17 protein-coding genes and 1 tRNA gene are annotated in these 18484 nt (G+C 72.8%); 11 read left to right on the forward strand and 7 right to left on the reverse strand.

Annotated elements, in window-relative coordinates; genetic code table 11:
* Positions 1–165 precede the first annotated feature (165 nt).
* From ACZ6Y7_RS14305 to ACZ6Y7_RS14315, 3 genes are all read left to right on the forward strand, one after another.
* Positions 166–606, forward strand: coding sequence for a molybdenum cofactor biosynthesis protein MoaE (locus ACZ6Y7_RS14305; protein ID WP_465758195.1), 441 nt, complete (start codon positions 166–168; stop codon positions 604–606).
* Positions 607–813: 207 nt separating this feature from the next.
* Positions 814–1005 (forward strand): hypothetical protein, encoded by a 192-nt coding sequence (locus tag ACZ6Y7_RS14310; RefSeq protein ID WP_465758196.1) that lies wholly within the window; start codon positions 814–816, stop codon positions 1003–1005.
* A gap of 42 nt (positions 1006–1047) precedes the next feature.
* On the forward strand, positions 1048–2160 hold the full coding sequence (locus tag ACZ6Y7_RS14315) for a YlbL family protein (protein WP_465758197.1): 1113 nt from the start codon (positions 1048–1050) through the stop codon (positions 2158–2160).
* Positions 2161–2234: 74 nt separating this feature from the next.
* On the opposite strand, the gene ACZ6Y7_RS14320 is transcribed toward ACZ6Y7_RS14315, so the two are convergent.
* The gene (locus tag ACZ6Y7_RS14320) at positions 2235–2807 is read right to left on the reverse strand and encodes a PPA1309 family protein (RefSeq protein WP_465758198.1); all 573 of its coding nucleotides are present in this window, start codon (positions 2805–2807) and stop codon (positions 2235–2237) included.
* Positions 2808–3009: 202 nt separating this feature from the next.
* Here ACZ6Y7_RS14320 and ACZ6Y7_RS14325 point away from each other — a divergent pair, with 202 nt between their 5' ends.
* The 3 genes from ACZ6Y7_RS14325 to ACZ6Y7_RS14335 all read left to right on the forward strand — a co-directional run bounded on the left by ACZ6Y7_RS14325 (position 3010) and on the right by ACZ6Y7_RS14335 (position 8497).
* Complete coding sequence (locus tag ACZ6Y7_RS14325) at positions 3010–5991, forward strand: UPF0182 family membrane protein (protein WP_465758199.1); 2982 nt, start codon at positions 3010–3012, stop codon at positions 5989–5991.
* A gap of 88 nt (positions 5992–6079) precedes the next feature.
* Positions 6080–6153 (forward strand) — tRNA-Met (locus tag ACZ6Y7_RS14330).
* Positions 6154–6523: 370 nt separating this feature from the next.
* The gene (locus tag ACZ6Y7_RS14335; protein WP_465758200.1) at positions 6524–8497 is read left to right on the forward strand and encodes a tetratricopeptide repeat protein; all 1974 of its coding nucleotides are present in this window, start codon (positions 6524–6526) and stop codon (positions 8495–8497) included.
* Between the two features lie 112 nt (positions 8498–8609).
* On the opposite strand, the gene ACZ6Y7_RS14340 is transcribed toward ACZ6Y7_RS14335, so the two are convergent.
* Positions 8610–9026 (reverse strand): Fur family transcriptional regulator, encoded by a 417-nt coding sequence (locus ACZ6Y7_RS14340; protein ID WP_465758201.1) that lies wholly within the window; start codon positions 9024–9026, stop codon positions 8610–8612.
* A 104-nt stretch (positions 9027–9130) separates the two neighbouring features.
* Between ACZ6Y7_RS14340 and ACZ6Y7_RS14345 the strand changes: the two genes are divergently transcribed.
* Positions 9131–10606, forward strand: a complete 1476-nt coding sequence (locus ACZ6Y7_RS14345; RefSeq protein WP_465758202.1) for a catalase — start codon at positions 9131–9133, stop codon at positions 10604–10606.
* A 113-nt stretch (positions 10607–10719) separates the two neighbouring features.
* On the opposite strand, the gene hisN is transcribed toward ACZ6Y7_RS14345, so the two are convergent.
* From hisN to ACZ6Y7_RS14370, 5 genes are all read right to left on the reverse strand, one after another.
* The gene (gene hisN, locus ACZ6Y7_RS14350; protein WP_465758203.1) at positions 10720–11517 is read right to left on the reverse strand and encodes a histidinol-phosphatase; all 798 of its coding nucleotides are present in this window, start codon (positions 11515–11517) and stop codon (positions 10720–10722) included.
* 150 nt (positions 11518–11667) lie between these two features.
* The gene (locus ACZ6Y7_RS14355) at positions 11668–11991 is read right to left on the reverse strand and encodes a DMT family transporter (protein WP_465758204.1); all 324 of its coding nucleotides are present in this window, start codon (positions 11989–11991) and stop codon (positions 11668–11670) included.
* Positions 11992–12108: 117 nt separating this feature from the next.
* Entirely contained in the window at positions 12109–13164 is a 1056-nt protein-coding gene (rsgA, locus tag ACZ6Y7_RS14360; RefSeq protein WP_402218996.1) for a ribosome small subunit-dependent GTPase A, read from the reverse strand.
* 15 nt (positions 13165–13179) lie between these two features.
* Positions 13180–14511: a 3-phosphoshikimate 1-carboxyvinyltransferase gene (aroA, locus tag ACZ6Y7_RS14365; protein ID WP_465758205.1), complete on the reverse strand. Its 1332-nt coding sequence runs from the start codon at positions 14509–14511 to the stop codon at positions 13180–13182.
* A 41-nt stretch (positions 14512–14552) separates the two neighbouring features.
* Positions 14553–15278, reverse strand: coding sequence for a M50 family metallopeptidase (locus tag ACZ6Y7_RS14370; RefSeq protein ID WP_465758206.1), 726 nt, complete (start codon positions 15276–15278; stop codon positions 14553–14555).
* Between the two features lie 141 nt (positions 15279–15419).
* Between ACZ6Y7_RS14370 and ACZ6Y7_RS14375 the strand changes: the two genes are divergently transcribed.
* From ACZ6Y7_RS14375 to rsrA, 4 genes are all read left to right on the forward strand, one after another.
* Positions 15420–16172 (forward strand): SOS response-associated peptidase, encoded by a 753-nt coding sequence (locus ACZ6Y7_RS14375; RefSeq protein ID WP_465758207.1) that lies wholly within the window; start codon positions 15420–15422, stop codon positions 16170–16172.
* A gap of 139 nt (positions 16173–16311) precedes the next feature.
* A complete protein-coding gene (locus ACZ6Y7_RS14380) occupies positions 16312–16953 on the forward strand; it encodes an alpha/beta hydrolase family protein (RefSeq protein ID WP_465758208.1) in 642 nt (213 codons plus the stop codon).
* Positions 16954–17254: 301 nt separating this feature from the next.
* Complete coding sequence (locus tag ACZ6Y7_RS14385) at positions 17255–17998, forward strand: sigma-70 family RNA polymerase sigma factor (RefSeq protein ID WP_402219411.1); 744 nt, start codon at positions 17255–17257, stop codon at positions 17996–17998.
* Positions 17995–18408 carry a mycothiol system anti-sigma-R factor gene (gene rsrA, locus ACZ6Y7_RS14390; protein WP_465758209.1) on the forward strand — a complete coding sequence of 138 codons (414 nt, stop codon included), beginning with the start codon at positions 17995–17997 and terminating at the stop codon, positions 18406–18408. The genes ACZ6Y7_RS14385 and rsrA overlap by 4 nt, the downstream gene beginning before the upstream one ends.
* Positions 18409–18484 lie beyond the last annotated feature (76 nt).

Genomic DNA, 18484 nt, shown 5'->3' on the forward strand with positions numbered 1-18484 from the left:
GGGCCCGCGCGGTGCGGGGGTGCCGGTCGGTGGACCGGCGTCGTCTCCCGCGGCTCCCGTCGTTGTTTCCCGGTACTCCCCTCGTTTTCTCACGATGCGAAATTGCCACATCGTGATGCGGAAGGCACTTGCCTCGGACGGGCCCCGATGGGGAATCATGGGGTCATGTCCGAGAACCACGACCCCATCCGCCTGCTCGCCGTCCGCGACACCCCGCTCTCGCTGGACGAGGTGTACGAGGCGGTCGGCGACGACGCGGCCGGCGGCACCACCGTCTTCGTCGGGACGGTCCGTGACCACGACGGCGGCAAGTCGGTGACCGCGCTGGAGTACAGCTGCCACCCCACCGCCGAGCAGGAGATGCGGCGGATCGCCGAGAAGGTCTGCGCCGACTTCCCGGTCAAGGCGCTCGCCGCGGTCCACCGGGTCGGCCGGCTGGAGATCACCGACAAGGCCGTGATCGTCGCGGTCTCCTGCGCCCACCGCGGCGAGGCCTTCGCGGCCGCCCGTCGGCTGATCGACGACCTCAAGCACGAGGTGCCGATCTGGAAGCACCAGGTCTTCGCCGACGGCGAGGAGGAGTGGGTCGGCGCCGGCGGCTGCTGAGGCCCGCAGCCCGCGGAACCGTCCGCACACCCCGCGCGTCTGTCGGGTCAGGCGCGCCGGGGTCTCACTCGAACGGGTTCGCGGGGGCGCCCCGAATACTCCCTGGAAGTGAGCCGATCGGCCGTCCCGTAACCCGGACGGCGCCGGCCGCGTTGTCCGCCGGAGTGGTTAATCTGCTCATAGACACGACGAGCTGGGAGTACTGACATGGGTGCGCTCGCCTGGCTGATCATTCCGGTTGTCGCCGTCCTGGTCGCGGCCCTCTGGGCGGGATGGGCCCAGCGGGCCCCGCGGGCCACCGGGGACCCGGCCTCCCTCGCCGAACACCGGCGCTTCATGGCCGCCATGGAACGCACCACCGCGGGGGCCTCCGCCCCCGGCGAGCGCTCCGGCCGGTAGCCCGGCGGGCGCGGCTTCATCCGCGTCCCGTACTGTCGAGGCATGCCACGCCGCTCCGCGACGATGCTCGCTGCCACCCTGCTGCTCATAGCACTGCTCTGCGTCTCGGTGCTGATGAAGGTGCCGTACACGGAGATGAGCCCGGGGCCGACGTACAACACGCTCGGCAACCAGGGCGGCAAGCCGGTGATCAGCATCAGCGGGCACGACTCGTACCCGACCACCGGGCACCTCAACATGACGACCGTCCAGGTCACCGGGGCCAAGTACGAGCCCAGCCTGGTCAACGCGGTGGTGGGCTGGCTGCGCGACGACGTGCTGGTGGTGCCGCACGACAACGTCTACCCGAAGGGGCAGTCGGACGCCGAGGCGAAGAAGCAGAACGCCGAGGAGTTCGCCTCCTCCGAGGACAGCGCCCGTACCGCGGCGCTCAAGCAGCTGGGCATCCCGGTCGGCAGCGAGCTGATCGTCAAGTCGGTCACGGCCGGCGCCCCGGCCGAGGGCAAGCTGCACGCCGGCGACCAGATCGTCGCCGTCGACGGCACGCCGGTCGGCTCGGTCGAGCAGGTGATCGCCGCGGTCACCAAGCACAAGCCGGGCGAGTCGGTGGTCTTCACCGTCGTGCCGCGGGTCAAGGACGCGGCCGGGAACGCCGCGGCCGCCCCGGGCACGAAGACGGACGTCACCGTCCCGACCGTCCGGGCCAAGGACCTCGACCCCAAGGCCCCGGCCGAGCGGGCCGAGCTCGCGGTGGTCGGCATCGGCACCGGGATCCGGCACACCTACCCGTTCCAGATCGACATAGGGCTGCAGGACGTCGGCGGCCCGAGCGCCGGGCTGATGTTCTCGCTCGGCATCATCGACAAGCTGACCCCGGGCGGCGACCTCACCGGCGGCCGCTTCGTCGCGGGCACCGGCACCATCGACGACGACGGCAAGGTCGGCCCGATCGGCGGGATATCCATGAAGCTGATCGCCGCCCGGGACGCCGGGGCCGAGTACTTCTTCACCCCGTCCTCGAACTGCGCCGAGGCCACCAAGAACATCCCGTCCGGGCTGACCCTGATCAAGACGGACACCCTGGACAGCGCGCTGAAGTCGCTGGAGCAGGTCCGCTCCGGGCAGACCTCCGCGCTGCCGTCCTGCGCCGGGTAGTCCCGGCGGCAGGACCGCGCGGAGGGCCGCCGCGCGCGTGGCGGGCGTCGGGGGCCCGGGCCTCGCGGGTCGACCTACGCGAAGGTCGCCAGCAGCGCGTCGGTCAGGCCGGGCACCAGGTCCGGGCCGGTCAGCACCTCGCGGGCGACGTCCTTGGAGCGCAGTCGCAGGGCGATCTCCTTCTTGCCGTCGCGCAGCACGGCGGCGGTGATCCGCACCTCCTCGCGGTCGGGGTGGTTGGCCACCCACTCGGCGAGCTGGGCGTCCGAGGCGCCCCGCGGACGGGACTGCTCGGCGCCCGGGGGCAGCATCAGGCGCTCGACGACCAGGGCGCAGCCGGCCACGGCGTCCGGCCAGGCGATGGTGCCGAGGAACTTGTCGAGCTCCATGCCGGCCGGCAGCTCGTCCTGCTCGACCGGCGTGAGGCCGGGCTCGTCGCCGTCGGCGAGGCCGAGCTGCTTGGCGATCCGGGGATCGGCCTTGCGCAGCGCGGCGCTGTCCACCAGGGCGAACAGTCGGGCCGGGAGGTCCCAGCCGAGGGTGGCGGCGTACTCGTCGATCTCCAGCGCGGCCCGGGTGAGCGGGGAGGCGGCCGGGAGCTTGGAGACGTCGTCGGGGGAGTTGTTCAGATCAGACGCGTCGGACATGCCTCAATCCTCACACGCCGGGCGGGGCGCGCTCGCCGGGCGGCTCGGGCGGGGCGGGCGGCCGCCCGGCGGGGGCCGGGGGCGGAGGGCCGCGTAGTAACCGTCCGCTAACGGTGGGAACTCGGCCGAAGCCTGGTTAAGTTGCTCTGACGACCGACCGATATCCAGACGACACAGCTGAGGTGCCACCGTGGTATTCCAGATGCCGGAACGCTCAGGACCGGGTTTCCGGCGAAGGGTGGGCCCGCCCTCGCGGCGGGCGCGGGTGGCCCTGCTGACGGTGGGCGTGCTCGCGGTGCTCTTCCTGTTGTTCGTCATGTTCGCGGGCTTCTGGACGGACTGGCTGTGGTTCAAGTCGGTCCACTACTCCTCGGTGTTCACCACCCAGCTGTGGACGAAGATCGGGCTGTTCGCGGTCTTCGGCCTGCTGATGGCGGTGACCGTCGGCTTCAACATCTGGCTGGCGCACCGGCTGCGGCCGCCGCTGTCGGCGATGTCGGTGGAGCAGCAGAGCCTGGACCGCTACCGGGCGGGGCTGGCGCCGTTCAAGCGCTGGGCGCTGATCGGCGTCTCGCTGGTGATCGGCCTGGTGGCGGGCGCCGCGGCGTCCGGCCAGTGGCGGACCTGGCTGATGTGGACCAACGCGACGTCCTTCGGGGAGAAGGACGCCCAGTTCGGCATGGACGTCTCCTTCTACGCCTTCGACCTGCCGTTCTACGAGTTCGTGCTGGGCTTCGCGTTCAGCGCGGTGATCGTCTCGCTGCTGACCTCGGCGCTTGTGCACTACCTGTACGGCGGGCTGCGGCTGCAGGGGCCGGGCCGGCGGGCGAGCGCGGGCGCGCAGGGGCACCTGGCGGTGCTGCTGGGCGTGTTCGTGCTGCTGAAGGCCGTCGCCTACTGGCTGGACCGGTACGCCCTGGCGGTCAAGACCGGTTCGTACAAGGGCGTCTCGGGCTGGACGGGGCTGCGCTACGTGGACGCCAACGCGTTCCTGCCGGCCAAGACCATCCTGTTCTTCGTCGCGATCATCTGCGCGGTGCTGTTCTTCCTGACCCCGATCCGCCGCACCTGGGCGCCGGCCCTGATCGGGCTGGGGCTGATGGTGCTGTCGGCGGTGCTGATCGGCGGCCTGTACCCGGCCATCGTGCAGCAGTTCCAGGTCAAGCCGAACGAGCAGGCCAAGGAGACGCCGTACATCCAGAAGAACATCGACGCGACGCGCCAGGCGTACGGGATCGAGGCCTCGCAGACCACGCCGTACACCCCGCAGGGCGCGACGACCGCCGACGCGCTGAAGCCGGACGCGCAGACCGTCGCGGACATCCGGCTGCTGGACCCGAACATCGTCTCGCCGACCTTCCAGTCGATCGAGCAGCAGCGCAACTACTACGCCTTCCCGAACACGCTGGCCGTGGACCGCTACGGCTCGGGCGCGGACAAGCAGGACAGCGTGGTCGGCCTGCGGGAGCTCGACCTCAACGGCGTGCAGCGCAACTGGATCAACGACCACTTCAAGTACACCCACGGCTACGGCGCGGTGGTGGCCAAGGGCAACCAGGTCAACGACAAGGGCGAGCCGGTGTTCACGGAGTCGGGCCTGCCGGCCACCGGTGCGCTGGGCGACTACGAGCAGCGGATCTACTACGGCGAGAAGACGACGACGTACTCGATCGTCGGCGGCTCGAACAAGGAGATCGACTACACCACCAAGACCGGCGAGAACAAGGAGTACGTGTACTCCGGCTCCGGCGGCGTCTCGCTGGACAACCCGCTGACCCGGGCCGCGTACGCGGTGCGCTTCGCCGAGCCGCAGATCCTGTACGCGGGGGCGATCACCGACGGCGCCAAGGTGATCTACAACCGGACGCCGAAGGAGCGGGTGGAGAAGGTCGCGCCGTGGCTGTCGATCGACGCCGACCCGTACCCGGTGGTGCAGGACGGCCGGGTGGTGTGGGTGCTGGACGGCTACACCACCTCGGACGGCTTCCCGTTCTCCTCGAAGACCACGCTGGGCACCGCCACCAAGGACTCGCTGACCAACCAGCGCGGTGAGCTGCTGACGGTCGCCAACCAGGTCAACTACATCCGCAACTCGGTCAAGGCCACGGTGGACGCCTACACCGGCGAGGTGAAGCTCTACCAGTGGGACGAGCAGGACCCGGTGCTGAAGACCTGGATGAAGGCCTTCCCGGGCACCGTCGAGCCGAAGGCGGACATCCCGTCGACGCTGCTGCCGCACCTGCGCTACCCGCAGGACATGTTCAAGGTGCAGCGCGACCTGCTCGGCCAGTACCACGTGACGGACGCCAACTCCTTCTTCAACGGCTCCGACATCTGGCAGGTCCCGGTGGACCCGACCAGTGACACCAAGCAGGTCCAGCCGCCGTACTACGTGACGGTCCGGATGCCCGACGCCGCCGCCGCGAGCTTCTCGCTCACCAGCACCTTCGTGCCCAACGGGCGCCCCAACCTGGCGGCGTTCATGTCCGTCAACGCGGACCCGGGGCCGGACTACGGGAAGATCCGGATCCTGAAGATGACGGGCGACAACGGCGCCCCCGGCCCCGGCCTGGTGCAGTCGAAGTTCAACTCGCGCCAGGAGGTGGCCCAGCAGATCACGCTGCTGAAGAGCGGCGGCGACTCGGACCTGGAGTACGGCAACCTGCTGACCCTGCCGGTCGGCGGCGGACTGCTCAACGTCGAGCCGGTGTACGTGCGCGGACGCGGGGCCAAGTACCCGACGCTGCAGAAGGTCCTGGCGGTGTACGGGGACGACAACGTGGCGTTCGAGAACACCCTGGCGGACGCGCTGAAGAAGCTGTTCGGCGACGGCGCCCCGCCGGCCACGCCGGTCGCCTCCTCGTCCAACCCGTCGGTGCCCGCCAACCCGTCGAACCCGTCCACCCCGACGACGCCCACGCCCACCGCGCCGGCCACGCCGACGCCGGGCGGGACGATCTCGCCGGAGCTGCAGAAGGCGCTGGCGGACGCGGAGAAGGCGTACAACGACAGCCAGACGGCGTTCAAGAACGGCGACTGGGTGGCCTACGGCAACGCCCAGAAGGCGCTCGGCGACGCGCTGAAGGCGGCCGAGGCGGCCCGCGGCGGCAGCCCGGCCCCCGCCCCGACCGGCACCCCCGCCCCCGGCGCCACCGGCGGCGGATCGCCGAGCCCCAAGCCCTGAGGAGGGTCGCCGCTCGGCGGTGGCCCCGCTGAGCTGCGGTAACCGTTTTCCGTTCCACCCCGCGACCGTGCTATGGTTCTACCACCGACGCGGGGTGGAGCAGCTCGGTAGCTCGCTGGGCTCATAACCCAGAGGTCGCAGGTTCAAATCCTGTCCCCGCTACAAAGGCCAGAGGCCCGGAGGATCCTTCCTCCGGGCCTCTGGTGTTTCCGCGGGTGGTGGTCGCGCGCACAAGCGGTGGGAACCGCTCCGGTACTATCGACCGTCGCCAAGGAGGGCGGCAGCGGGGTTTGTGAGGTTGAAGTGTCGGGAAATCGACAAAGCGCCGAAGCAATTTCGTCGGCTTCGGGTCGGCTCCGCTCGAATTCGGCCGGGGCAGGTGTACGCGGGTAGCGGGTGATGCGACGATGGGACACATGGGGGACGGTGCACGGCTGCTGATCGGCCGTCGGGTCCGGCGCCTCTCCTGGGAGTCCTCCCGGCCGCACGCCGGGGCACGATGCCGCGACACTCTGGGGGAGCGGGAGTCGGCATGAGGCTGATCGGCAAGTCAGGCGCCAAGTCCGGGGCGGCAGCCGAGGCGGACACCGACGCCTGGGCGGAGAGCGCCGAGAGCCCCGAGAGCCGGCCCGGAGCACTCCCGGCCCAGCGCACCAGCGGGCTGTCCGAGCGCCCCACCCCGGGCTACGGGCCCGACAGCCTGGTCCACGTGTCCACCCGTCAGTTCGCCGCCGCCGTCGGCGCGTACGGGGAGTCCGCCGGCGAGGAGCCGGCCGCCGGCGCCGCGCTCGACCCGGCGGGCCTGGACCCGACCAGCTTCGAGAGCGCGCTGGCCGCCCGCGAGTCCGCCGCGCTGGAGGCCCGCCACCGCCAGGCCGCCGACGGCGGGGACCCGGACGCGGCCAGCCGGGTGGGCACCCTGCTGCTGCGCCGCGGCGACCTGGAGGACGCCGAACCGTACCTGCGCGCCGCCGCCGCGGCCGGGGTGCGCGCGGCCGCCAACAACCTCGGCGTGCTGCTGCACCAGCAGGGCCACCGGGCCGAGGCCGGCCAGTGGTGGCGCCACGCCGCCGTCGCGGGCAGCGCCCCGGCCGCGCACGCGCTCGGGCTGCAGCTGCGCGACCAGGGCGAGGAGGAGGCCGCCGAGTACTGGCTGCACTTCGCCGCCGACCACGGCCACCCGCTCGGCGCCTACGCGCTCGGCGACCTGATGGAGCACCGGCGGGACGTCCGGGCCGAGCGCTGGTTCAAGGTCTCCGCCGACGCCGGGCACCGGGAGGCCGCCTACCGGCTCGCCCGGATGCGCGAGGCCGCCGGGGACAAGGAGACCGCCGAGGCCTGGTACCGCACCGCCGCCGCCCGCAGCCACGCCCGGGCCGCACTGCGCCTGGGCGTCCTGCTGGAGGAGCGCGCCCGCACCGAGCCGGCGCTGCTGGAGGAGGCGGCCCGCTGGTACCGGCAGGCCGCGCAGAACGGGGAGCCCCGCGCGGCCTGCGCGCTGGGCTTCCTGCTGCGCGACTCCGGGGACATCGCGACCGCCGCCGAGTGGTGGCAGGAGGCCGCCGAGGCCGGGGACGGCAACGCCGCCAACGCGCTCGGCGCGCTGCACGCGAGCCGCGGCGAGGCCGAGGAGGCCGAGCGCTGGTACCGCGCCGCGCTGGACGCGGGCGACCAGAACGGGGCCTTCAACCTCGGCCTGCTCTGCGCCGGCACCGGCCGTGAGCAGCAGGCCGAGCAGTGGTACCGCCGGGCCGCGTACGCCGGGCACCGGGAGGCCTGCAACGCGCTGGCCGTGGTGCTGCTGCAGCGCGGCGACGAGTCCGGCGCCGAACCGTGGTTCTCCAAGGCCGCCGAGGCCGGCAGCGTGGACGGCGCCTTCAACCTCGGTGTGCTGTACGCCGGGCGCGGCGAGCAGCGGCAGGCCCAGGAGTGGTACGCGCGGGCCGCCGCCGAGGGGCACGGCGAGGCCGCCCTGCAGCTCGCGGTCGTCCAGGAGCAGCGCGGCAACCTGGCGGGCGCGCTGGAGCGCTACCGGCAGGCGGCGGCGGGCGGCTCGGCCGAGGGCGCGTTCCGGCTGGCCTCGCTGCTGGACCGGCGCGGGGACGCCGACGCCGAGGCCGAGCACTGGTACGCGCTGGCCGCCGACGCCGGGCACCGGCGGGCGCAGGTGCGGATGGGCGTGCGGGCCGCCGAGCGCGGGGCGCTGGAGATCGCCGAGAGCTGGTACCGGCGGGCCGCCGAGGCCGGCAGCCGCAGCGCCGCGTTCAACCTGGGGCTGCTGCTGGCCCGGCAGGACAGCGAGGCCGAGGCGATGCTCTGGTACACCCGGGCCGCCGACGCCGGGCACGGGCGGGCGGCGCTGCGGCTGGCGCTGCTCGCGCTGCGCCGGGGCGAGCCGGTGCAGGCGGAGAACTGGTGCCGGCGGGCGATCGACCAGGGGCCGGCCGAGGTCGCGGAGCGGGCCGGGCGGCTGCTGGGCGCGCTGCACGCGGAGCTGAGCGCGTAGCGGGCCGAGGGGCCGTTGTGGCGGTTGTGGCCGTTGTCGCGGTTGAGGCCGGAGTGGCCGGGATGCTCGGGATGGCTGGGCTGGTCCGGGCGTGGGGACGGGACCGACCGCCCTACCGCGGGCGGCAGTCCGGGCACAGGCCGCGGTAGGTGACGTCGGCGGCGGTGACGGTGAAGCCCAAGCGCTCGGCCGCGGGCAGCGCGGCGAGCGGGTCGCCGTGCGGGTGGACGTCGCGGATCGCGCCGCAGCCGGAGCACACCAGGTGCTGGTGGGCGCGGTGCGCGTTGGGGTCGTAGCGCCGGGCGCGGCCGTCGGTGGCGACCTCCAGGACCTCGCCGAGCGCGACCAGCTCGCCGAGCGTGTTGTAGACGGTGGCGCGGCTGATCTCGGGCAGGCGGGCCGCCGCACGGGCGTGCACCTCGTCGGCGGTGAGGTGGACGTGCTCGCCGCCGAGGACCTCGGCGACGACCCGCCGCTGGGAGGTCAGCCGCCAGCCGCGTTCGCGCAGTCGCTCCAGCAGGTCGTTCATGGCAACCAGAGTAGGTCAGCGTCCGGGATTGCTTCCAGTATTGACTTGGACAAAGTCCAAGTTAGGATCGTGTCATCACGACCGGACCCGTGGAGGCACCCGTTATGACCACGCAGGACCAGCTGCGCCCGACCCTCACCACGGAGGCGGGTGCCCCCGTCGCCGACAATCAGAACACCGAGACCGCGGGCGTCGGCGGCCCCGCCCTGATCCAGGACCAGCTGCTGTTCGAGAAGCTCGCGCACTTCAACCGCGAGCGGATCCCGGAGCGCGTGGTGCACGCCCGCGGCGCCGGCGCGTACGGCACCTTCACCGTCACCGCCGACGTGACGCCGTGGACGCGGGCGGCCTTCCTGTCCGAGATCGGCAAGCAGACCGAGGTCTTCCTGCGCTTCTCCACCGTGGCGGGCAACCTCGGCGCGGCCGACGCGGTGCGCGACCCGCGCGGCTTCGCGCTGAAGTTCTACACCGAGGAGGGCAACTACGACCTCGTCGGCAACAACACCCCGGTGTTCTTCATCAAGGACGCCATCAAGTTCCCGGACTTCATCCACACCCAGAAGCGCGACCCGTACACCGGCTCGCAGGAGGCCGACAACGTCTGGGACTTCTGGGGCCTGTCGCCCGAGTCGACCCACCAGGTCACCTGGCTGTTCGGCGACCGCGGCATCCCGGCCTCGTACCGGCACATGAACGGCTACGGCTCGCACACCTACCAGTGGCAGAACGAGGCCGGCGAGCACTTCTGGGTCAAGTACCACTTCAAGACCGACCAGGGCATCCGCAACCTCACCCAGGCCGAGGCCAACGCCCTCGCCGGCGAGGACCCGGACAGCCACCAGCGCGACCTGCGCCAGTCGATCGAGCGCGGCGAGTTCCCGAGCTGGACGGTGCAGGTCCAGATCATGCCGGCGGCCGACGCGGCGACCTACCGCTTCAACCCCTTCGACCTGACCAAGGTCTGGCCGCACGCCGACTACCCGCCGATCGAGATCGGGAAGCTGGAGCTCAACCGCAACCCCGACAACGTCTTCGCCGAGGTCGAGCAGTCGGTCTTCTCCCCGGCGCACTTCGTGCCCGGCATCGGCCCGTCGCCGGACAAGATGCTCCAGGGGCGCCTGTTCGCGTACGCCGACGCCCACCGCTACCGGGTCGGCATCAACGCCGACCACCTGCCGGTGAACCGCCCGCACGCCACCGAGGCCCGCACCAACGGCCGCGACGGCCACCTGTACGACGGGCGCCACGGCCGGCAGAAGAACTACGAGCCGAACAGCTTCGGCGGCCCGGTGCAGACCGGCCGCCCGCTGTGGGCCGCCACCGCCGTCGACGGCGTCACCGGCAACCACGTGGCGCCCTCGCACGCCGAGGACGACGACTTCGTCCAGGCCGGAACCCTGTACCGGCTGTTCTCGGAGGACGAGAAGCAGCGCCTGATCGCCAACCTGGCCGGGTTCATCGCCAAGGTCTCGGCCGACCGCGAGGACATCGTGGAGCGGGCGATCGACAACTTCCGCAAGGCCGACGCCGACTACGGGCAGCGGCTGGACGCGGCGGTCCGGGAGCTGCGCAAGCAGTAGCCGCAGCCGGGCCGAGAAAGCCGCAGGCCCTGTGACCAGCTCCCACTGGTCACAGGGCCTGTTATCCATCGGGCGCGCCCGCTCCGGGCGGCGGCCCGCCCGCTCAGGAGGCGTCAGACCGAGAGGCGGCGCAGCGTCTCGTCGTGCAGCAGGCCGTTGGAGGCGACGGCGTCGGCGCCGCCCGGGCCGGGGACGCCGTCCAGGCCGGTGAAGCGGCCGCCGGCCTCCTCGACGATGACGCAGTTGGCCGCCATGTCCCACAGCGACAGCTCCGGCTCGGCGGCGATGTCCACGGCGCCCTCGGCGACCATCATGTACGACCAGAAGTCGCCGTAGGCCCGGGTGCGCCAGCAGGCGCGGGTGAGGTCCAGGAACGGGTCGAGGCGGCCGCGCTCCTCCCAGCCGGTGAGCGAGGAGTAGGAGAAGGACGCGTCCTCGATCCGGGAGACGCCGGAGACGTGGATCCGGGAGGCCTTGGCCAGGCTGCGGCCGGCGAAGGCGCCGAGGTCCTTGGCGGCCCACCAGCGGCGCTGCAGCGCGGGGGCGGAGACGATGCCGACCACCGGGCGCTCGACGCCGTCCGGGCCGTCCTCCAGCAGGGCGATCAGCGTGGCCCAGACCGGGACGCCGCGGATGTAGTTCTTGGTGCCGTCGATCGGGTCGATCACCCAGCGGCGCGGGCCGGAGCCCTGCAGGCCGAACTCCTCGCCCAGGATCGCGTCGCGCGGGCGGGCGCGCTGGAGGACGCCGCGCACGAGCTCCTCGGCGGCCTTGTCGGCGTCGCTGACCGGGGTGAGGTCCGGCTTGGTCTCGATCTGCAGGTCGAGGGCGCGGAAGCGCTCCAGGGTGACCGAGTCGGCCGAGTCGGCGAGGACATGGGCGAGTCGGAGATCGTCGTGGTAGTCGGCCATGTCCGAAACCCTAGCGAGCCCGCCCCGATCGGCACAGCCGGGCTCGCGGAGCGGGACGGCGCGTCCCGAGCCCCCCTCGGGGCCGGGGACCCGCCCCGAGTCGCAGGGGCGCCGGGCCGGAGCACGCCCGCGGGCGGGGCGGGCGACACCTCAGTGCGCCGTGCCGCTGAGCTGCAGGCCGATGACGCCGGCGATCACCAGGGAGATCGAGACCAGCTTGAGCACCGAGGTGGTCTCGTTCAGGAAGGCCATCCCGTAGATGGCGGTGCCGGCCGCGCCGATGCCCGTCCAGACCGCATAGGCGGGGCCGACCGGGAGGCTCTTCAGGGAGAGGGTCAGCAGGCCGAAGCTGCCGAGGGCGAACACGCAGAAGCTGATGGTGGGCCAGAGCTTGGTGAAGCCCTCGCTGAGCTTGAGGTTGATCGCGAAGCCGGTCTCCAGGAGGCCGGCCAGGATCACCAGGGCCCATGCCATCGCGTGCCCTCCCAGTGGATCGACGGTCGGACCGTGCCGGCCCGACCTTCCTATGATCGCCAGGCGGGGGCGGTCCGACACCTCGAACGGGCCACGGACCGGGGGCGGGCCGGGGGCTCAGTCGCCCTCGCGGGCCTCCTTGCTGGCCAGCAGACGGCGCAGCGAGTAGAGCCGGGCGGCCTCGGCGTGGCCGTCGGCGACCCAGGCGTCCAGGGCGCAGTCCGGCTCGTCGTGGCTGCAGGCGCGCGGGCAGTCGACGGTGCCGGGCTCCAGGTCGGGGAAGGCGAGGATGACCCGGGACGGGTCGATGTGCGAGAGGCCGAAGGAGCGGAAGCCGGGGGTGTCGATCACCCAGCCCGGGTCCAGGGCCTTCTTGGAGCCGGGCTTGGCACCGGGCGGCGGGGGCAGCCGCAGGGCCAGGGCCGAGACCGTGGTGTGCCGGCCCCGGCCGGTGACCGCGTTGACGTGGCCGGTCTGCCGCTGGCGGTCCGGGACGAGGGCGTTGACCAGGGTGGTCTTGCCGACGCCGGAGTGCCCGATGAACACCGTGGAGCGTCCGCGCAGGTACTCCCGGACGGCCTCGGCGCCGGTGGTCTCCAGCTCGTCGCGGCGGGTGACCACGTACTGGATGCCGAGCGGGGCGTAGGAGTCCAGCAGCGTCGCGGCCGGGGCCAGGTCGGACTTGGTGAGCACCAGCAGCGGCTCCATGCCCGCGTCGTAGGCGGCCACCAGGCAGCGGTCGATCAGCCGGGGGCGCGGCTCCGGGTCGGCCAGGGCGGTGACGATGGCCAGTTGCTCGGCGTTGGCGACGACGATCCGCTCGTACGGGTCGTCGTCGTCCGCGGTGCGCCGCAGCACCGAGCTGCGCTCCTCGACCCGGACGATCCGGGCGAGGGTGTCGGTGTCCCCGGAGAGGTCGCCGACCAGGTTGACCACGTCGCCGACGACGACGCCCTTGCGGCCCAGCTCGCGGGCCTTCATGGCGACGACCTCGCGCTCCTGCTTGGTGCCCGGGTCGACCAGGCAGGTCAGCCGGCCGCGGTCGACGGTCAGCACCATCGCCTCGGCGGCGTCCTCGTGCTTGGGCCGGATGCGGGTCCGCGGCCGGGATCCCCGGCGGGCGGGGCGGTTGCGGATGTCGTCCTCGTCGGCGTCCTTGCCGTAGCGGCGCATGTGCTCAGTCTCCGCTCAGACGTCCGCCGTCGCTTCGCCGAGCAGCTCGGCCCACATCCCGGGGAAGTCGGGGAGGGTCTTGGCGGTGGTGGCGACGTTCTCCACCTCCACGCCGGGCACGGCGAGGCCGAGCACCGCGGCGGCGGTGGCCAGGCGGTGGTCCTCGTAGGTGTGGAAGATGCCGCCGTGCAGCGGGCGCGGGCGGATCCGCAGGCCGTCCTCGGTCTCGGTGACGTCGCCGCCGAGGTCGTTGATCTCCTTGGCGAGCGCGGCGAGCCGGTCGGTCTCGTGCAGGCGCAGGTGGGCGATGCCGTACAGGTGGGACTCGGAGTCGGCGAGCGCGGCGACGGCGGCGATCACCGGGGTGAGCTCGCCGACGTCGTGCAGGTCGGCCTCGATGCCGTGGATCCGGCCGGTGCCGGTGAACTGCAGGCCCTCGTCGGTGAACTCGCAGGCGCCGCCCATCCGGGTGTAGATCTCGCGCAGCTGGTCGCCGGGCTGGGTGGTGTGCTTGGGCCAGTCCCGCACGGTGACCCGGCCGCCGGTGACCAGGGCCGCGGCGAAGAACGGCGCGGCGTTGGAGAGGTCCGGCTCGACCACCAGGTCGCGGCCGATCAGGGCGCCCGGGGTGACCCGCCAGACGTCCTTCTCGCCGCCGTCCTCGGGCGCGTCGACCTGGGCACCGGCCTTGCGCAGCATCTCCACGGTCATCCGGATGTGCGGCAGCGACGGCACCGGGCCGCCGACGTGCCGGACCTCGATGCCGTGGTGGTAGCGGGCGCCGGAGAGCAGCAGGGCGGAGACGAACTGGGACGAGGAGGAGGCGTCCAGTTCGACCGGGCCGCCGTCCAGCGAACCGGTGCCGTGGACGGTGAGCGGGAAGGCGCCGCGGCCGCCGTCCTCGATCCGGGCGCCGAGGGCGCGCAGGGCGTTGATCACGCCGTGCTGGGGGCGCTCGTAGCAGCGCGGGTCGCCGTCGAAGTGGACCGGGCCGTCGGCGAGGACGGCCAGCGGGGGCAGGAAGCGCATGACCGTGCCGGCGTTGCCCACGTCGACTGAGGCGGGGCCGAGCAGGGTGGGGGCGGGGATGACCCGCCAGGCCTCCCCGCCACCGGTGCCGCCGGCGTCGTTGTTGACCGTCTCCTCGATGGTGACCCCGAGGGCGCGCAGGCCGTCGGCCATCAGCTGGGAGTCGCGGCTGCGCAGCGGGCGGCGCACCCAGCCGGGCTTCGCGGCGAGTGCCGCCAGCACCAGGGCCCGGTTGGTGACCGACTTGGAGCCGGGGATGGTGACGGTGGCGTCGACGGGGCTGGTCGCGACGGGGGCGGGCCACAGGGTCTCGGTCATGTGGCAAGTCTAGGGGCCGGGTGGCCGGGCGCCGTGACCCGCTACTGGAGCGGCTGGAGCAGCCAGCTCGCGCCGAGGGCGAGGCAGGCGAGGGCGACGAGCAGGAAGACGGTGACCCAGGCGAGCGCGGGGACGTGGGTGAGCCGGGCGAGCTGGTCGGCGTCGGAGTCCCGGGCCCAGCCGATCCGGCGCTGGTGCTGCAGCTCCAGGACGGGGCGGACGGCGCCGAACAGCAGGAACCAGCAGCCGAGGTACGCGAAGCCGGCCTGGACCTCGGCGCTGCCGAACCAGGAGACCAGGAAGAAGGCGCCGCCGGCGAGCAGCACGATGAAGAGGCCGAAGGCGTTGCGGATGCGCAGGAGCAGGGCGAGCAGCAGGGCGATCGCCAGCCAGAGCAGCAGGGTGATCCGGTCGGCCGCGAGCAGGGCGGCGCAGCCGAGCCCGAGCAGGGCGGGGGCGGTGTAGCCGGCGGCCGCGGTGAGGACCATGCCGGGGCCGGTGGGGCGGCCGTAGGAGAGCGTGAGGCCGGAGGTGTCGGAGTGCAGCCGGATACCGGCCAGCTTGCGGCGGGTCGCGAGGGCGGCCAGGCCGTGGCCGCCCTCGTGGGCGATGGTGACGGCGTTGCGGGTGACGTGCCAGAGCGGGCGGGCGAGGACGGCGAGCAGGGCGACGGCGCCGGTGGTCAGGACCAGCCAGCCCGGCGGAGCGGGCTGGGTGCCGGTGACCTGGTCCCACAGGGCGCTGAGGGTCTGGTCGTGGGAGCTCATGCGATCTTCCCCGCCTCCGTTCGCTGCGTTGGGCCGTTCGGGGCAGCAGCCTCCCATGCGGGGACGGACGGGCGGGAGCGGGCGGTTCCGGTCCGCGGATGAAGAGGTGGTGAGGAGGGGCGGCATGACAAGCTGGCCCGCATGTGCGGTCGGTTCGCAGCCAGCATCAAGCCCGAGTCCATCGTCGAGCTGTTCGACGTCGAGCAGTGGGATCCCGCGGAGACCCTCGACCCGAACTGGAACGTCGCGCCCACCGACAGCGCCTTCGTGGTGCTGGAGCGGATGGGCCGGGAGCAGCCGCGGGCGGTGCGGCAGCTGCGGGTGCTGCGGTGGGGGCTGGTGCCGCAGTGGTCGAACACCGCGGAGACGGCGGTGAAGATGATCAACGCCCGGTCGGACACGGTGCACGAGAAGCCCTCGTACCGGCAGGCCTTCGCCGCGCGGCGGTGCATCCTCCCCGTGGACGGCTACTACGAGTGGCAGACCGTACCGGGGGAGCGGGGCAAGGCGCGCAAGAAGCCGTACTTCGTCTCCCGGGCGGACGGGACCCCGCTGGCGCTGGCCGGGCTGTACGAGTTCTGGCGCAACCGGGCGGTGCCGGCCGGGCACCCGGAGGCCTGGCTGGTGACCTTCACGATCGTCACCACGGACGCCGAGGAGTCGCTGGCGCCGATCCACGAGCGGATGCCGCTGTTCCTCGACCCGGAGGACTGGGACGCGTGGCTGGACCCGCGCTCGACCGACCCGGACGGGCTGCGGCGGCTACTGATACCCCCGCCGCCCGGGGCGCTGCTGGCCACTCCGGTGTCACCGGCGGTCGGCAGCATCCGCAACAACGGTCCGGAGCTCAAGGAGCCGTGGACCGAGGTCGAGTACGAGACCACCCTGTTCTGACCTGCCTCGGCCCGCGCCTCGGCCCGCGTCTCGGCCCGCGTCTCGGCCTCGACTCCGACCTGCGTCTCCGATGTGCGTCTCCGGCGCGCATCTCCGGCGCGCATCCGAATCCGTTGTGAAGCGCTCGGGAGGAGCGGACATGACCACGACCACCCACCTCGTCCCCACCGGGGCCGGGGACGCCCGGATCACCCTGCACCGGGCGGCCGCGCCGAAGGTTGTCCTGGCGCTCGGCCACGGCGCGGGCGGCGGGATCGAGGCCCGGGACCTGGTGGCACTGGCCGGGGCGCTGCCCGGGCGCGGGATCACCGTGGCCCTGGTCGAGCAGCCCTGGCGGGTGGCGGGCAAGAAGCTGGGCCCGGCGCCGAAGGCGCTGGACCTCGGCTGGCGGCCGGTCGCCGAGCACCTGGCCGGGCAGGGCCTGCCGCTGGTGGTGGGCGGACGCAGCGCGGGGGCCCGGGTGGCCTGCCGGACCGGGGCGGCCACCGGGGCGGTGGGCGTGGTGGCGCTGGCGTTCCCGCTGCACCCGCCGGGCAAGCCGGAGAAGAGCCGGGCCAAGGAGCTGCTGGAGTCGGGACTGCCGACGCTGGTGGTGCAGAGCGCGGCGGATCCGTTCGGCGGGCCGCAGGAGTTCCCGGAGCTGCCGGCCGGGCACGAGCTGGTGGCGGTGCCGTACGGCAGCCACGGCTTCGAGGTGCCCAAGCGGGCGCCGGTGGGGCAGGACGAGGTGCTGGACCTGATCTGCGCGGCGGTGGGGGACTGGGTGCTGGGGCTGGTGTGAGGCGGCGGCGGGCCGCTCTGACCGGGGCGTTCACGCTCGCTCACTCGTGCGAGTGAATGGTGCGTGCGGGCGGGAATGCGGGCGCGGCCGGGGTGGTTGACACCCTCGTCAGCACGATCACCGGTGAGAGGCAGGGCAGATGGGTTCGATCGCGTGCCCCGAACGGCCTGAGGAGCGCGAGGCCGCCACGGCGTTCGTCCCCTCGTGGTCGGAGTGGATCGACGCGGGCGAGAAGCCCGTCAGCCCGATATCCTCCATTTCTGGGCGGCCCGCCGTGGGCCGCGGCCGTCATGCCGAGGAGGTGGGTCCGGTCGTCGGGACCGAGCACGAGGCCGAGCCGGGCCGTGGCCCGGACGAGGTCCGGCCTGCGGGCGAGGCGCTCACCGGTGAGGAGCTGGCCGAGGCGATCGGTGAGGACACCTACCGGGTGTCGTCGGAGGAGAGCGAGGAGGCCCGGCGGGAGCGTTTCGAGCGCGACGCCCTGGGCTACCTGGATCCGATGTACTCGGCCGCGCTGCGCATGACGCGCAACCCGGCCGACGCGGAGGACCTGCTCCAGGAGGCGTTCGCCAAGGCGTACGCGTCCTTCCACCAGTTCCGTGAGGGCACGAACCTCAAGGCCTGGCTGTACCGCATCCTCACCAACACGTTCATCAACTCGTACCGCAAGAAGCAGCGGGAGCCCCAGCGCACCGCGGCGGAGGAGATCGAGGACTGGCAGCTGGCCAGGGCCGAGTCGCACATGTCGACCGGTCTGCGCTCGGCCGAGACCCAGGCGCTCGACCACCTCCCCGACAGCGACGTGAAGGACGCGCTGCAGGCGATCCCGGAGGAGTTCCGGATCGCCGTCTACCTCGCGGACGTAGAAGGCTTTGCGTACAAGGAGATCGCGGACATCATGGGTACTCCCATCGGTACGGTGATGTCCCGGCTGCACCGCGGCCGCCGTCAGCTGCGCGGCATGCTGGAGGATTACGCCCGTGAGCGCGGGCTCGTCCCGGCCGGCAGCGGGGCAGGGCAGGAAGCGAAGGGCTCGGGCTCATGAGCTGCGGCGATCCGCACGAAACCGAGTGTGGCGAGGTCCTCGACCACCTCTATGAATTCCTCGACAACGAGATGGCCGAGGGCGACTGCGCCAAGCTGCGGGTGCACTTCGAGGAGTGCTCGCCCTGCCTGAAGCAGTACGGGCTGGAGCAGGCGATCAAGGCGTTGATCAAGCGCTCCTGCGGGTGCGACGACACCCCGGCCGACCTGCGCAGCAAGGTGCTGGCCAGGATCGACTCGATCCGGGCCGGGCAGCGCTCGGGCGAGCAGGTGGTGGTCGCGGTGGAGACCACCCCCGAGGTGCACGCCGAGTCCGCGCGGCCGGCGCCGAGGTTGGCGAAGGACGGGGTCGGCGAGGAGCCGGCCGGGCACCCCGGCGCGCCGGTCGAGGCCGGCGCCCCGGCGGAGTGACCGCCCTGCGGTGACGATCCGTCACGATCCTGCCGAGGCGGCCGTCGGGCGGACCGGATCACCCGACCACCCCGTC

Source organism: Kitasatospora sp. NPDC053308, from assembly GCF_055585785.1.

What these genes read in the sequence shown, in the direction of transcription:
- ACZ6Y7_RS14315 (WP_465758197.1), top strand. Translation starts at nt 1,048, where the DNA reads ATGCCACGCCGCTCCGCGACGATGCTCGCTGCCACCCTGCTGCTCATA.
- ACZ6Y7_RS14345 (WP_465758202.1), top strand. Translation starts at nt 9,131, where the DNA reads ATGACCACGCAGGACCAGCTGCGCCCGACCCTCACCACGGAGGCGGGT.
- ACZ6Y7_RS14320 (WP_465758198.1), bottom strand. Translation starts at nt 2,807, where the DNA reads ATGTCCGACGCGTCTGATCTGAACAACTCCCCCGACGACGTCTCCAAG.
- ACZ6Y7_RS14340 (WP_465758201.1), bottom strand. Translation starts at nt 9,026, where the DNA reads ATGAACGACCTGCTGGAGCGACTGCGCGAACGCGGCTGGCGGCTGACC.
- ACZ6Y7_RS14325 (WP_465758199.1), top strand. Translation starts at nt 3,010, where the DNA reads ATGCCGGAACGCTCAGGACCGGGTTTCCGGCGAAGGGTGGGCCCGCCC.
- ACZ6Y7_RS14305 (WP_465758195.1), top strand. Translation starts at nt 166, where the DNA reads ATGTCCGAGAACCACGACCCCATCCGCCTGCTCGCCGTCCGCGACACC.
- aroA (WP_465758205.1), bottom strand. Translation starts at nt 14,511, where the DNA reads ATGACCGAGACCCTGTGGCCCGCCCCCGTCGCGACCAGCCCCGTCGAC.
- ACZ6Y7_RS14380 (WP_465758208.1), top strand. Translation starts at nt 16,312, where the DNA reads ATGACCACGACCACCCACCTCGTCCCCACCGGGGCCGGGGACGCCCGG.
- ACZ6Y7_RS14375 (WP_465758207.1), top strand. Translation starts at nt 15,420, where the DNA reads ATGTGCGGTCGGTTCGCAGCCAGCATCAAGCCCGAGTCCATCGTCGAG.
- hisN (WP_465758203.1), bottom strand. Translation starts at nt 11,517, where the DNA reads ATGGCCGACTACCACGACGATCTCCGACTCGCCCATGTCCTCGCCGAC.
- ACZ6Y7_RS14370 (WP_465758206.1), bottom strand. Translation starts at nt 15,278, where the DNA reads ATGAGCTCCCACGACCAGACCCTCAGCGCCCTGTGGGACCAGGTCACC.
- rsrA (WP_465758209.1), top strand. Translation starts at nt 17,995, where the DNA reads ATGAGCTGCGGCGATCCGCACGAAACCGAGTGTGGCGAGGTCCTCGAC.
- rsgA (WP_402218996.1), bottom strand. Translation starts at nt 13,164, where the DNA reads ATGCGCCGCTACGGCAAGGACGCCGACGAGGACGACATCCGCAACCGC.
- ACZ6Y7_RS14335 (WP_465758200.1), top strand. Translation starts at nt 6,524, where the DNA reads ATGAGGCTGATCGGCAAGTCAGGCGCCAAGTCCGGGGCGGCAGCCGAG.
- ACZ6Y7_RS14355 (WP_465758204.1), bottom strand. Translation starts at nt 11,991, where the DNA reads ATGGCATGGGCCCTGGTGATCCTGGCCGGCCTCCTGGAGACCGGCTTC.
- ACZ6Y7_RS14310 (WP_465758196.1), top strand. Translation starts at nt 814, where the DNA reads ATGGGTGCGCTCGCCTGGCTGATCATTCCGGTTGTCGCCGTCCTGGTC.